At 59.2% G+C, this 14,516-nt stretch carries 12 protein-coding genes; all 12 read right to left on the bottom strand.

Annotated features, from left to right (window positions below):
• Positions 1–45: 45 nt before the first annotated feature.
• A complete protein-coding gene (locus C1931_RS02110; protein WP_108755237.1) occupies positions 46–1,563 on the bottom strand; it encodes a hypothetical protein in 1,518 nt (505 codons plus the stop codon).
• Entirely contained in the window at positions 1,560–3,239 is a 1,680-nt protein-coding gene (locus tag C1931_RS02115; RefSeq protein WP_108755238.1) for a hypothetical protein, read from the bottom strand. The genes C1931_RS02110 and C1931_RS02115 overlap by 4 nt, the downstream gene beginning before the upstream one ends.
• Positions 3,240–3,429: 190 nt before the next feature.
• Positions 3,430–4,818, bottom strand: coding sequence for an XVIPCD domain-containing protein (locus C1931_RS02120; RefSeq protein ID WP_108755239.1), 1,389 nt, complete (start codon positions 4,816–4,818; stop codon positions 3,430–3,432).
• A gap of 2 nt (positions 4,819–4,820) precedes the next feature.
• The gene (locus C1931_RS02125; protein WP_234412862.1) at positions 4,821–5,687 is read right to left on the bottom strand and encodes a hypothetical protein; all 867 of its coding nucleotides are present in this window, start codon (positions 5,685–5,687) and stop codon (positions 4,821–4,823) included.
• A 146-nt stretch (positions 5,688–5,833) separates the two neighbouring features.
• Complete coding sequence (locus C1931_RS02130; RefSeq protein WP_108755240.1) at positions 5,834–6,058, bottom strand: hypothetical protein; 225 nt, start codon at positions 6,056–6,058, stop codon at positions 5,834–5,836.
• Positions 6,059–6,092: 34 nt separating this feature from the next.
• Positions 6,093–9,074, bottom strand: a complete 2,982-nt coding sequence (locus tag C1931_RS20215; RefSeq protein WP_159095433.1) for an XVIPCD domain-containing protein — start codon at positions 9,072–9,074, stop codon at positions 6,093–6,095.
• An 11-nt stretch (positions 9,075–9,085) separates the two neighbouring features.
• Positions 9,086–9,586: a hypothetical protein gene (locus C1931_RS02140; RefSeq protein ID WP_108755242.1), complete on the bottom strand. Its 501-nt coding sequence runs from the start codon at positions 9,584–9,586 to the stop codon at positions 9,086–9,088.
• A 151-nt stretch (positions 9,587–9,737) separates the two neighbouring features.
• Positions 9,738–10,238, bottom strand: a complete 501-nt coding sequence (locus C1931_RS02145) for a hypothetical protein (RefSeq protein ID WP_159095434.1) — start codon at positions 10,236–10,238, stop codon at positions 9,738–9,740.
• A 1,146-nt stretch (positions 10,239–11,384) separates the two neighbouring features.
• A complete protein-coding gene (locus tag C1931_RS20220; RefSeq protein ID WP_159095435.1) occupies positions 11,385–11,885 on the bottom strand; it encodes a hypothetical protein in 501 nt (166 codons plus the stop codon).
• Between the two features lie 587 nt (positions 11,886–12,472).
• Positions 12,473–12,973, bottom strand: coding sequence for a hypothetical protein (locus C1931_RS02155; RefSeq protein WP_159095436.1), 501 nt, complete (start codon positions 12,971–12,973; stop codon positions 12,473–12,475).
• A 213-nt stretch (positions 12,974–13,186) separates the two neighbouring features.
• Positions 13,187–13,696: a hypothetical protein gene (locus C1931_RS02160; protein ID WP_159095437.1), complete on the bottom strand. Its 510-nt coding sequence runs from the start codon at positions 13,694–13,696 to the stop codon at positions 13,187–13,189.
• A gap of 189 nt (positions 13,697–13,885) precedes the next feature.
• Positions 13,886–14,383 carry a hypothetical protein gene (locus C1931_RS02165; RefSeq protein ID WP_108755247.1) on the bottom strand — a complete coding sequence of 166 codons (498 nt, stop codon included), beginning with the start codon at positions 14,381–14,383 and terminating at the stop codon, positions 13,886–13,888.
• Positions 14,384–14,516 lie beyond the last annotated feature (133 nt).

Genomic DNA, 14,516 nt, shown 5'->3' on the forward strand with positions numbered 1-14,516 from the left:
CCCCTTGGCAGATCGAACAAAATTTACAAGAAAGCCCGTGCGCGGTCATGCCCGCAGCAGGCGTGCGTACTCGGCATCGAGGTACTCATCAACGGCGTCGTGATCAAGGCTGCCGGCGGCGATGAGTGCCTTCGTCTCAGTCAACGACACGCACCCGAAGCGCACCCATGCCACCATGTTTCCTCTAAGCAGGAAGCCAATGATGTCGCCGCCAAAGCGTAGTGCTGCGTCGCCGACATCCACCAGGCAGAGGCTGCCATGGCTGACGAGCAGCATTCTCCGAAGCTCGGGAATGCTGCCAAATGGCATGCACTGCGACAGCGGGCGGTTATGCACCGCCCACTGCTTAACCACCCAGGTAATGCGGGTTAGAACTTCGGTCAGCATCACCGGTATTGCCATCGCCAGGCCATGGCGGAAATCATAGCCTTGCTCGAAAACCCTGACCGCAATGGTGGCGAAGGTCTGCCGATCCTTGCCGAAGCTTCCTGCATTCACAAACTGAAGCAGAGAATAGAACGGCATCGGAATACCGGAGCCGCGCCCCTGCGCCCCAGATGACCCGGCAACGTCAGAGAACAAGTGGCCGATCCAGTTGACGAAACCGGCGAAGATCTTTGCCGAAAGCGTTCGGCCTTTCAGCTCGAAGGTCTCCGTATCCACCGAGACCAACTTCCCATCGGCAACGAAGTGCGCGGTGCTGCAGAACTGATCAAGGATGGAGAAGAACAGGCCGACCAGGTCAGGCGAATGACCCAGGCTCTTGATGTGGTGGTTGCGGGTACTCATCTTGAACAGACCGCCAACATCGCCACCATGGCGGTGGTCATAGTTGATACCAAAGGTCCGCTCAAGCCAGCCTATCGCGCTTCTTGTAGGATCGCTGCCTTCGGCGGGGCCCTTCCAGCCCATCAGGCGGGCAAACTGCCGTACCGCCCCGTGAACAAAGGAGTCAGCTGCGTTGCCCAGTGGGCTGGCATCCTTGCCTCCTGTCGCGCTTGCCGCACCCACAAAAAGCACATCGACAAGGCCGCCGATTACGCCGCAAGCACCTGCCAGCATGTAGTCGTACTTATCACAGTCCGCGGCCTTCAACGAGAAGTCCTCGAGCACCATCTTCTCGAATGCCACGCGTTGACTGGGTGTCATCAGGTCTGCGAACGGATCTTCCGTTAGGTCGATCCTGTTCCGTGCCGCATAGGCAATCAACTGCGCCTCGTACGCCTCGTCCGAAGTATCGGGAGAGATCGAAATGCCATCAATCAACGAGAGCGGCGCTATTGCTCCGGGCTGGGCATCGGGTTCGCAATGCAACTCGGCATGAATGTTGAGTAAGAGCTCTGTATCTTGCCCGGGGAAAAATACAGAGGCATCGGCACTGGCAAGCATTGCTTCTGCCAGCGCAATGGCGTCGTCCAGTAGAACGTCCTGCTCGACCTGGGCCAACGCCATGGTATCCAGCACAGACGAGATGTTGCCGAGCTGTGCTTCGATTGCGGCGACCTGGTGCAGCTGGACACGCACGCGATTGCCGTGCGCATCCAGCTCTTCGTCCGGAGTCATGACCACAGGTTGGAAATGCCCCGGGTGGCCTTGCTGGCAAGATCTGTTACCTTGCCGGCAACCACATCGGACACACTGAAGTAACCAATCGCCTGGAACGACTGGGCGAGATCCTCCAGCTCCCGAACGCCGTAATCTGCCTTCAATACAAGTCGTTCCACCTCCACGGTGGTCTCGTCCTTGGTCTCCTGCACCATGCGGGGCTCATAGTGGCTGATGATCCATTCCCCCAGCTCCTGTCGGGTGGGGTCGCGTGTGAGGCTACGAACCCGTTCCTCATCAAGATAGCGGGCGCAACTAAGCTTTGTTGCGCTGCTCTGTGCGGCCTCAGAACGCTCGTTAAGCACTTTGCCTGCGCCTGTAAGCTGGGTCATCAGCCGCATCAGCTTCTCGATCTTGTCGCTTTGCGCGCCGTGCATTTTGATTTGGTCATTCAGCCGAAGCGTGACGCTGTTGATGTCCGATACGAGCAGCGAAAGGGTTAGCTGGGTCTGCTTGATGACTTCCGCAAGCATCAGGCCCCTTCGCTTGAATCGGGTCAGTTCATTGGCCCCGGTCAGCTTGCGGATACCTGCGTACGTCCCGACGCCAATGAGTACAGCCACGCCAATGCCGGTGGCCATGCTGGAAAGACCAAGGATGCCGCCCAAGCCCAGCGTGGCCAGCCCGGATGTCATGCCAGCCGCAGACATGCCAATGACCGACCCGGACAGATACACAGCAGCCAAGGGCGTGCCGACCGCGGCGGCCTTGGCTGACAGAAGCTTCATGGTTTCTGTCAGCTGATCGTCGGTGACATCCTCCTTCAGCATGTCGTGCTCGCTTTTGATCGCGAGTACAACCAGTTCAATGTCTGCCGCGGAGACGCGGAACAGCTGCTGGTGTAGGTCGAGGAAGGCGAACTGATCTCGATAGCGCCCAGTCATACAGTGATGAAGGTTGATGAGCTCCTTCACCAATGAGACGTGGACGAGGTGAATCTGGCCATCAGGGCAGGCCTGGTCGAGGTCTGCAACGAGCTTCTCAACGAGCTCGCGCTGGTCGCTTGCAGCGATATACAAGCGTACAGCCATACGCGATTCTTCGTTGAGATTCAGGCGCGTCATCAGCAGCATGAGCTCGGCGAACACCTTGTGGCCGAGCTCCTGCCGGTTCTCGTGGGGCGCGTTCACTGCAATCTTGACATATGCCACCTTCAGCGACTCTGCCATGTCCTCGATAGGAATGGACTGGGCCTCTTCCTGGTGGTTCTCGAAGTTGCTGATGGCTTGCTGGAGAATATCGGCAAGCGGCGGTAGATTCAGGTAGGCGCCGCGGATATCGATACTGGCGCCATTGACCTGCGAAAGGCGGACCAGCTTATCCACCTTCCCGGCCTTGCCTTCAATGGGGACCTCGAGATACTGCGCGCTCAGCAGGTCGGAGTAGGGGAACCGCTGGGGCTTGCCCAACAGGGAGCGGTAGATGACTTGTTCGCCAGTGAACAAGAGGCCTTCCTTTGCGCTGCCGAGCAGGGTGTCGTCGTAGACCGCAACCACATTTCCCGGCTTTCCTGCGTAGTCAAAGGCGCCGATGGCGTTGTTGAGCTTCTTCTCTTCGATGTTCGGTGCGATGTAAATCCGCTTCGCGGAGATCTCCACAAGGCGTTCCCGAAGGAATACGTTGATGTTGCCCATATAAGCCCCTGTTGCGACAGATGATCTACCTGGCAGGGTGCTCATCCGAGCAGGGAGAGCAGGACCCGGCCTGGCCCCGCCAAGAGTGTGACGTGTTGCTCATCTTTAGAACATCAGATTTGTCTGATGTGGTGTCGGGATTAGCCTGACATCCATCAGGCTGCGGCCGGGGTTTGCTGACAGTGGGCGATCAGCCCATCCGCATGGAATGGGGTGGGGTCTCCTGGGCGCGTGCATCTTGGCTCTGCTGCTCCTTCTGCATCGCCAGCGCACGTTCCTGGCCTGCAACACGAAGCCCCTCAAGCTGCTGCATGGACTGCTCGACCGGCGTCTGTACCGCCAGCGCTGTGGGCATGGCCGCGCGAAGATGGGACGGGTCAGCCGGGTCGCCCTGGATGGCGAAGACCGTGTGGCCAGCGGGGGCCTGGTGACTGGCATTGCTGAGGGCGACGTGGTCCACCCGGTGCATGCCCGCCTCGACGGCCTTCACGGTCAGGCTCGCCGCCAGCCTTTCGCTGGTTTCATCGAAGGGGCGGCCCAGCCCGGCGTCGATTTCGGCAACATGCTGCTTGATCTGCTGATGCAGTGCGGCGTTCTCGTGGCCCGCCGGCAGGCCTTGGGCGCTTGCCAAGGATTCCTCGCGCAGGGGGACCTGTTCGGACGCCAAGGTCACCGGGCTCTTCATGATCGTCCGGTGCGGATCGTCGGGATGGAACGCGTGCGACTTCTGCTGACGCTCGAGGCGGAGTTCCCGTGTTTCATTGAGCCGATCAATGGTCTGTCGATCGGTTTCCTCAATCGTGATCTGCCCCAGTGCACGGGCGACGGGGCTACTTGCCTTTACGGCTTCACCCGCGCCCACCCGCCATTGGTCCTGTTCCGGCGAGTATTCATGCATCCGGATCTTGTTGCCGATGTGATTCGGGTCGACGCTCGCTTCGCTGATGCTGGCCAGCGCGCCCGCCCTTAGCAGGCTAGCGCTGTAGGCCGCAGCGTCTGCTGGCTCCATGTACTGAGCGACGTTGACCACGGTGTCCTTACCGCGGATGACGCCATACGTAGAATTGTCCAGCATGCTCTTCCAGATGGCCTGTGTCGCCTCCGTGCCACCCTTTGCATAGGCGGCCTCAAGCAGAAGCCGGGGTGTCCAGCAGTTTGGGTCGAGCTTGTGATCCTTGAACGCATCGTCATGCGCTTGCTGCACGCGTGCTACCGGCAGGTTGAGGGCGAGGTCAGGCCGGTTCTCCTCCATCATCTTTTGGCGCTGTTCCAGGTCCCTCAACAGCAGCGTTTGACCGAAGTCGTCCCACTGCCTTTCGCTCAGAACGCGGTTAGCGAAGCCGCTGCCCTTGCCATGCTGGTCCGCTGCAAACTCCTGGGCATAGCTGTTGGCGGTGGCGCCGGGCATGTTGTCGTTGCGCACCACGCCCAAGGCCAGCTTCCCGTATCCATCTGACCCTTCATGCTGTGCCAGGTAGTTCCAGTAGAGCTCGCGATTTCCAGACTTCGCGTAGGCGGTCAGAACATCAATATCGCGTTGGCTCAGGCCGGGGGCGTCAGTTGTTCCTTGAGCGGCCATTGTCAGGACCTCTTGTACTTGGCAAGGGTGGTGCGCACAGCAGACTCGATGCGCTTCCAGTCTTTCAGAATGACCCGGGGATAGGTTGCAGTGATCGAGATGCTGTCCTCAACGTCCACGAAGTAGTGAATGCAGCCGGCTACCCGGCTGTCTTCCGTGTCGGCCAGTCGATCACCGGAGATGGTGAGACCGTCGGGGAAGTGAGCTTCGCTCTCGCACTTGATGAAGGTTGTAAGTTCGCCATCGCCATTTCGAGCGACGTACCAATCCTTCTCCATGCGCAGATTGCGGGGCTGGGGCATCTTCGTTTCCTGCTCCAGTGCCTTCTGGAACGCAGGCATCAATGCTTCGTTGATTGCATAGGGCACCAGGCCGAAGCGCTCTGGCTGGGGAATCCGCAGATCAAGCCGTTCGGTTGGGTCGTTGCGCAGTACCGATGTCGGCGTCGAGGTCTGCTCCGTGCTGGCATAGCGCTTCAACAAGCCTCTGATAGGAGTGCGATCAATATGCTGCAGGCCAATAACCACAGAGCGCTGGAAGTCTTCCATCGAACGATCCGGGCGGGTGCCCGGTGGGGCGGGGCCCAGGTCGGGCCACAGAACCGTCAGCCCAACGCTGCCATCGAAGTACGGGCCGATCTGGTTGTCGTAGTAGTTGGCGGGGAACATGAATCGGTGCGGGCCGATCCTGGCCTCCACAGGTTCAGTGGTGTAGGTGTGCCCTTTGATCGTGCGGCGCACGCCGGGATCTTCACTCATTTCAGCCTCCTTGCTTTGCGATTCCATGGATGAGGAATTCATACATCCGCCGGCGCCCAGTGTCAGCACTGCCGTGACAGCACAGCGGAAGCTGAAAGCAGCAATCTTCATGGAGTCAATCCATTGCTCATCTAGCTGAGAAATATACGTGCCGTGCGGTTGGCGCGTCGACCACTATCGACAGGATTGATCTTTCAATGGGTTCCAGTTGAGGTCGAATGAGTTCAGTTATCCATTCAGCAAGCCGATTGCGTCACTTACTTAACTCTGATGCCCAACCCAGGGCGCGGCCAGAGCGCATCGTCGCGCTCCAGATCGTAGTCACTGCCAAACGCCAGCGCCGCCTCGCGCGGCGGCAGATCGGCGTAGCAGCCCAGCAGAGAGGCATCCATGCCAGCATCGTGGTGGTCGATGGCGAACAGGTAGCGAAGCTCGGCATCGAAGGCGGCCAGCCAGGCGGGATCGATCGGTAGCACGGTCATGGTCCAAGAGGGTATTCGTGGGTACCGGGGGGGATCACCCCATACTCGCCGCACGCCCTCTCACCTCCTGCTGCATCCGCTCTTCCTGCGACTGCTGCTCAAGCTCACGACTCATCGCACGCTGCTGCGCTTCCTGGCTCACGCTTTCATACCGCTGCAGCGATTGCTCAACCGGCGTCTGCACGGCCTGCGCTGTGGGCATCGAAGAACGCAGATGCGAGGGATCGTTCAACTCGCCCTGCACCAGAAACACCGTCTGTCCTGCAGGGCCCTGCGCGGTCGCGTTGCTCAGCACCACGTGGTCCACGCGTGACAGGTCGCTGTCTTTGGCCAGCACCAGCAGGCTCGCGCTCATGCGTTCGCTGATCGCGTCGAAGCTGCGCCCTTGCTTGGCATCCAGGGCAGCTACTCCATCGCGAATCTGCTCGTACAGTGGGTAGTCGGGGTGGCCCGGCAACAGCGGGCTGCCTGCATTTTGGGCTTCCTCCGCTGCCTTGCCGGCGTGGCCTTGCACTGTATGGGTGCGGCGTTCCAGTTCCTGTCCCACGGCGGGATCGGTCGGGTGTTCGCGTTGCTGCCCATCCATCTGCGGCAGGGTAGGGGACGGGGCCCCATGGGCCGATTGCATGTGCGCCATGTCCTCCACGGTGGTAGTGGAGGTCAGCTCCATGCGGTTGCCCGGGGCAGTGCCGAAGGAGGCGATGGCGCTGTCCGCGCTGGGCGCGTGCGTGCGCGGGTCGGGCATCAGTTCCAGCGTGATGTCGGTCTGCTTTCCAACGGCGGCCAGCTTCTGTTCCACCGCAGCGGTAGTGGCGGCAAGCTGCTCCTCCGTGCGGGGAATGCCGTGCTTTGCGTACAGCGCCTCCACTTGGCCGCGAACGCCCTCAGGCGCGATGTGTACGGTGGCCTTGATCTGCTCGGCCATCCTGCCCATGTCTGCAATGCCGGCGTTCTGGCTCTGCCAGGTGATCTCCAGCTCATCGCCGATATTGCGATTGGCCTGAGTGTCGTAGGCCACGCCCTCGTGGACCCACTGGCCATCCGCATGGCGGCTGTAGCTGCGGCCGTCGCTTGCACGCAGGGTATCGGCGCCGCCCTGCGCCTTGCGGATTGCCTGCGGAACGGACGGGTTCTGCGCGTCGCCGAAATCACTCCAGCGGCCCTGCTCGTGGGCCACCATGTAGCGCGACGCCACCGACGCGGGGGTGTTGGCCGCGTTCTGCGCGATGACGGTGCGCGATTGCTCATCCAGGGCCAGTTCGCGTTCCGGCGGAACGGGTTCGCGCCGGGTGATGGGCGTGCGCCCATCAACGACTTCCCGTATCTCCAGCTCCCATTGCCGGGAGACGGTATCGCGTACGAACTCCCTTCCGGTCTCGAAGGCGCTGGGTGGCGGCTCATTCAAGCCACTGGCATTCAGTCGATAGGGATTCTGCGGCGGCGGCAGGTTGGCCAGGCCCAGCTCGTAAGAGGCGCGGGCGGCCTGCCAGTTCAACTGGCGCTCCAGCGTGCCGGTGGCCACATAGTCGGCTTTGAAGGTGACATCGGCGCCCTGTGCCGTCTGCACGGGCCGCACTTCCACGCCAGTCCCCAGATCGGCGCTCTGCACCTGCTGTTGCTCGGCGCCGCGCAGCCAGCGGCCCTCCGGGTCTGCCGGGCTACGCGTCCAGGTGCGGTGCAACGGGTCCCGCTGGATATAGATCCGCTCGATGTCCTTCTGTGCGGCCCACTGTTCACCCAGATGGGCGCCAAGCGCGCCACCAGCGATGCCCGCAACGACAGCGCCGGGGCCCGACCACGAGCCGGTTACGAGGCCAATGCCCGCACCGGCAGCGAAGCCGCCCAGCGCACCGCCCAGGTTGCGGCCGACGAAATGCGCCGAAGTGGAATCGGCCCCTGCGGTGTTGCCTTGCGAGTTCAGTTCAACCCACTTATGGCCGGAAGTGGCGAAGTCGTGCGCCATAAGGGCGACGCCGGCCACGCCAAGTGCCTTCATGCCGGGGTTCACCCCGTGAGGTACTGCCTCGGCTACTGCCACGCCCGGAGGCCCGCGCGGTGCGCCCGGCTGCAGCGGCGAATGGGGCAGTGGCTCGGGAAGATCGGCGAACAGACGCGGGCCCGTAGACAGCGCCGAGCGAGCAGCGACCCATTCCGCGCGGGTGGTGGACATCTCGTGAAGGCTTAGAGCGCTGTAGTCGTGCAGGGGCTTTTCGAAGAGGGTCTTGCCCATGGCGTCATAGCCATCGATAGGCTTCAGGTGCAGGCGTACCTGGGCGACGTCGACCGCTTGGCCAGTGTTGGTGGTGGCGTGCTGGGCGAGGGTGCGCTCTAGGGTCTGGTACTCGGCGGCTGACTGGCTGGCAAAGGTGAGCGGGTCCGGACCGAAGGCGCTTATGGGGTAGCCGTTGATGCGGAGCTGGGGGTGTTCGAGGGCGGTGGGTAGCTCAAATTTGTCGAACCCACGTCCGGGTTTTGCCCCATCGACAAACGCTACCAAGGGCTTGCCTGTGCCGATGGCGTTCTCGAGGAACTGGGAGCTGCCAGCGTTCCACATCATGTCTTGGAGAGCGCTGATTGGCTCCCCCCTGGGAACGAATCCATGAGCATGCATGAAGTCTCGGAACTTGTCCTTGACGGCATGGAAGCCCTGATGGTGCTCAGGGTGCTCATTCAGCGAATCAATGTATCGTCCCCACGGCGTACCGCCGATGATCGCTGCTCTGCCGCCAATGTTTCGTTGATACTCGGTTGCGTTGTCGAAGTTTGAGATCTCTCTTCCGTCGATCCCTGAGAACGCAATGTACTCCACATCCTTCGGAAGGCGAGGTGGATGGACGTGCATCTTTTCCTTGACGAAATCCTCGTAGCTCGTTGAACCGTCTGGGCCCGAGCCGGGAGAAGTCAAATACTCAACAACAATCGCCTTCTGCTGATCGGAAAGCCGACTACCATCAGCCACATTCGTTGCCGGTTCCAATGTGGCTAGTACAAATTCCTTGAACGCGAACTGGGCCATGTTGTCTCGCCTCAGAAGACGTGAGCTGGGATAGTTAGCTCGGCCAGAATGATCTGGCCATCGGATACCAACGCGGCACCTTCAGAGACGTCGATGCCAACTTGTGTCAGGGCGCCTGCTCGCGTGATAACGACGTAACGCACTTCCCGAAAGTTGTCAGTTTGATTGACGAAAACAGCCAGCAGCCCCTTCGCAATAGCCCGCAAAAATTCCATTGGGTCATCGGTACTGCCGAGGTCGGCCTTGAGCCTGGCAATCAACGCCAAGGTGTGGGTTGAGCTCAGGTCCAGAGTGTGCTTCCAGCCCCAATGCTCACCCTCCCCAGTTCGTTCCTCTGTTCCAAGTACAGACATGGCTGCAAGGATCCGCTCTCCTTGTCGGAAGGTGTACTGATACTCCGTGGCCTCGCTTCCATCTGGCAGGTCTGATGCGACGATTCTTGGGAACGAAATGGTTATGCCGTTGAACGCGTCGAAGGCAGTTCTAGCTTGCGGAGTGAACTCAATGGGCACGATCTTGTCCTGCTTTCAGATGAAGAATTCGATGGGGGCAAGTTGATGACGACGTAATGCCTTCTGCGTGAGGAAGTAGGCCTTTTGCTGCCGACCATTCGTTTGGTCTGATGGCGCCGGGCCAAGCCGTCATGCCTCATGATGTCACGCGTCAGGTCGCATCCGCGGGTACATACGCCTCGGCAAGAACAACATGGACGTTGGAGCCGACTAGATTCTGATCCGGGATGCGCACGCCTGCAGATGCCAGCGCACTTGCGGTGGTGACAGCGACATATCGAAGATCCTCGAAGTTATTGACTTGGCCGGAAAACACATTCACCAGTCCCTCCGCAACATTGCGGATGAAGGAGTACTTTTCCTCTGCATTTCCCAATGCCCTCTGCAGTCTCAGGATGGACTCGAGAACCTGGTGTGGACTCAATTCCAGCGTGTAACGAACTTCGCGACGTCCATGCTGTTCGACGACCTGTTTGGTGCCAAAGAATCCTGTCCCGCCAACCTGCTCCCCATTGCGACGAAACACGTACTGGTATTCAATCTCTTCGCTCCCATCCCGGTTGATCGCGGACAGAATTCTTGGGTTGGAAATGGTCACGCCACTTTCTGGGTCAAACGCGGTGTTCTCGACTGGAATGAATCGGATAGGCATGGAGCTTTCCTGAGGGGCCTTCGGGGTCGAACTTGAGTTGTGCGGTTTCGTCAGCGCAGCGCTTAATCGCTGCCTGTCTGCCAAGTCACCAAATCTCTAGGCAGACTGTGTCGCGAATCGACGTGAACATGGTCACCGAAAGCGTATGAAACCGTTGGTACAAAGTCCGGAGCATGCGTCCGATCGTTCTTCATCAGCAGTTCCTTTGCAGTGGCTGAAACACTATACGGCTGTACTTCGAGCCACTTCACCGGCGAGCGTTTGGCGGCGCTGGTAGTGCGCGTTAGTTCACACATTAGATGAGCCAATTGCGTCACCCGCCCCGCCTCCAGTCGCCCGTGAACCCACCTACGTTCCACATGATGTCCTGCAGTGCTCCTACGGACCCCACTTGGAAGGGGAATGGACCGTCCAGGATTTCGTAGGAAACTTAGAGGCGTACTAGCCAACCTCGGCTCGCTGCTGCGGAACAGAAGGGCTGGCCAGGAGTACCATTCCATCGCATAGCTGCAGGCTGTTTTCAGCTATTGCTATGCCGTGTTGAATCAATGAGTCAACCCGAGCAAAGGCGACGTAACGAACGCTCTCAGAAGTGCTAGGTTGATTGGAGAATACGTTCAGCAGTCCCTGCGCGACAGCGCGGACGAAGGGGGAGGGATCGTCTGAATTCTCGATCCTCTCCTTGAAACGCAAGATGGACTCCAGTAGTTCACTGGCGCTAAGGTCCAATGTGCAAAGGCGCTCGTCTCCATTGACATGAACCGAAAGCGTTTCGGTGCCGAGAACTCCGAGCGACGCAACCCGCTCTCCGTCACGACGGAAAGTGTATTGGTACTCAATGGCCTCGCTTCCGTCGGGTAGAGTTGCCGGTAGAACCCGTGGAAAAGAGATTCTTACTGCACTCGCTGCATCGAATGCGGAGTTCGAATCCGGTCTGAATTCTATGGGCATTCTATCTCTCTGGAAATGATGATAGTTCCGCGCCTTGACTCTGCGTTCACCCGCTTGCGGGCAGTGCCGCTGCGTAGAGCTCAGCTGCACGTCAAAGGTCGCAACGTCGATTCTCGCAATAGCCGCGTGACGAGTTGCCGCCAATTGTTGTCTTTACAGAATCATCGACGATGAATCTCTCCATGGAATATGACCTCAGTCGCCGGGTGCATGGACGTCGATGCTGGCCAGCACAATGGAACCATCGCCTCCTTGAGCGACGGTTGCAGGCACAAGGACCTGCGATTCCATTAGCGCCTGTGCGCTGGTCACAGCGAGGTACCGTAGGGCCTCATCATGGCCAGTACGACCTGCGAATGACATTGCGAAACCTTCTGCAAGGCCTTGAAGATAGGTGAAGTCGTCATCAATGCTACCCAACCTCTCCTTGTATCTCAGCATGGCTTGGATGACCTGAGGGTGCCTAAGGTCGAAGACGAATGAGTGGACAGGGCGATCCACATCCTGGGTCATTTCATTCCACCCATCGAACCCTACTCCGCCTACCCGCGAATCTCCTCGATAGATGGAAAACTGATATTCAGTCCCTTGCCGGCCGTCCTCAAGGACAGTCGGTCCAATTCTTGGAAGGGGGATCTCTGTTTCGCTGATCGGATCGAGCGAAGAGTAGGGCTTGGCGTGGAAGTGGAAGGGCATCTCAATTCCTGCATTTCGTGGTGAGACTACTGGTGATGACCAGTCAAATTGGCCAATCGGAGTTCACAGGAACAAGGAGGGCTTCGCCATCGGTAACAGACCGGTCGCCCACGCGAACGTTCATTCAACGGTAGCAGCGTCGGCGGTCTGACGATGCGGCCCATAAGCGAGTCTCTTGCTTCACATGCGCCAACTATATGAGGCGTTCCTGCTGTACTCCACACCCCGGCGGGCGGACGCACAGGAGTGCTCCCTGTGTCACACACTCAGCAAGCCAATTGCGTCACCCGCCCCGCCTCCAGTTGCCTGCAAGCCCCCTCCCTTCCAGATGGTGTCCTGGAGCGCTCCTGAGGCCCATACCCCAAGCGGTGTAATGCTTGATGAGTCGAGGAAGCTGTGCAGCCTCCCTTTCACCTATTCCGAAACACTCGCCGCGCCATTGGGGCCAGAGCGAGGTCACTTCAGATAGTCGATCACCTCGTCCATCTTCTGTGTATTGATAGCGCTGTCGTCGGCTACGTTTGTCGCTACAGAGAACGTTGTCCTGGCGTAGTCATCAAAGGTTGAGCTGGCCATGAAGGTCCCCCTCAGACTTGGTGAGCGCGGATGAAGACGCTGGCGAGGATGATGGAGCCGTCATCGCAGATTGGAGTTCCCTCCGGGACCGGTACCCCAGCTCGTGTCAGTGCGTCGGCGTGGGTGAAAGCTACAAAGCGCAGGTTCTGCAGGTTGCCGACCTGTACAGCGAACGAATTCACAAGACCCTGTGCAAGGCTCTGAATGAACGCAAATGGCTCATCTAAACTGCCGAGTGAGTCGTTGAACTTGAGCATGTCATTGAGTACCCAATCAGGGCCAAGATCCAGTGTGTAACGGCGTTCGCGACCGCCGTTCGTGCTGATGAGTGCCTGCTTGCCAAAGAAGCCAGTGGCCCACACAGTCTTGCTGTCGCGGTTAAACGTGTACTGGTATTCAATGCCTACGCTGCCATCCAGCTGAGCATCTGGGAGCATCCTGGGTCGCAGGATGGAGATTCCGCTCTGCTCATCTACGGCAGACGCCTCTCTAGGTTCAAAATTGAAAGGCATGATAGTGGTTACCATATCTGCTGTGCTATCGGGACCCGTTCTTGGGAAAAGCTGGGTCGGAGGGGAGGGCGACTGAAAGGAGGGGCATGACGTTCCAACGCATCGATGTAGCCGGTAACTCGCTCCACCTGATGAGGCGATAGCGGACTTCCCTCCGCTCTGTTGGTCGGTCCCCGCGAGGTTGTGCGGAAAAGCAACTGAACACGCATCTGCTTACGGGTCCACCGCCTGCGATTGGCTGTCGGGAACGCATGCCTCTGCCAAGACAACCTCGCCATTCGCTGAGTATGGAATGTGCTGGGGCAGCGCAACTCCATGCTGACTGAGGGCGTTGAGAGAAGTCACAACCACATTTCTCTGTGGCTCGGTGCTATTGGCGCTGCCTACAAATACAGCTACAAGACCCTGGGCAATGGCGGAAAGAAAGATGAAATCATCATCCGTGTTTCCAATCTTTCGCTTCAGTCTAAAAATCGAATCGAAGGCCGAATGGTGCGTGATTTCGAGCTTGTACAGCCACTCGCGGTGACCATTGATCACCAATGCAGTCTCGATTCCGAAGATCCCTAAACCGCCCACTCGATCGCCATTGCGACGGAATGCGTACTGGAACTCGATGCCTGTTCCGCCTTCCGGCAGAATTGCGGGTAGCATGCGAGGCTGCGGGATGGATACGCCGCTGCTGGGGTCAATCGCAGAACTTCCGCGTGGCTTGAAGTCCATTGGCATAGTCGTTCCGACTCAACCCATTGGCCAGTGTGCTCTGATCGTACGCTCAGCATCCACGTCTCTCCAAAGGCTTGCGTCCTGAAAGCAGAGCATCACGCGCCGCACATCCATCTCTACACATCGGCAGCTGCTTGTCCGACTTCAGGTCTGCCAGCAGTGGCTCGATTTCAGGTTGTCCTACCGTCACTGGTCAGCTCCTCCGAACCGCACTTCATAGACGCACCTTGCTGCACGTGGGCTCGTCCCATTCGCGTAGGTGAGTAGACTGGTCCTCAGCGTTTGTTTCCCCTCACCACCTGCACGCCAAAAGTTCCTGATACCGCCTCTTTGGAATGGAGATTCCTCTCCCCCGGAGTACCCCAACCGTTCCAGCTCGCGCCCCGCTTTGTCTGCGTCCCAGTAGCAGACGCCGTCGGGCGATTCGGTGACAGATGGCTTCCCCGCCTGATAGAAGATGATCGAGTGCATGGGATAGTCATCCGGCGCTTCGCCAGAGAAATAGGACGCGCTGTAGTTGTAGCCCTCCGCCACGCCAAGATTCCTTGCTTGCGTCTTGATGCTGTTTCCTTGGACGGGCAATAGAGTGAATCCAATTGCCTCGCCGAACTTCTCGGGACTGATGTCCGCGCGCGACCTGAGTGAATCTGCGTAAGTGAGGATGCGCGCCTGCAGCTCGGCCATCGGAATGCTGGACGGCTGTGCTTCAGGTCCTGAGCTCCGCTCGCCGGCGCTGGACGCACCAGGTGTTCGCGCGCAACCCACTCCGATCGCCAAGAGAGCCACAAGCCCACATGTGGCGGTTCGAGCGCCCAAC

The sequence above is a fragment of the Stenotrophomonas sp. YAU14A_MKIMI4_1 genome (assembly GCF_003086855.1).
In the GTDB taxonomy this organism is placed as follows: domain Bacteria; phylum Pseudomonadota; class Gammaproteobacteria; order Xanthomonadales; family Xanthomonadaceae; genus Stenotrophomonas.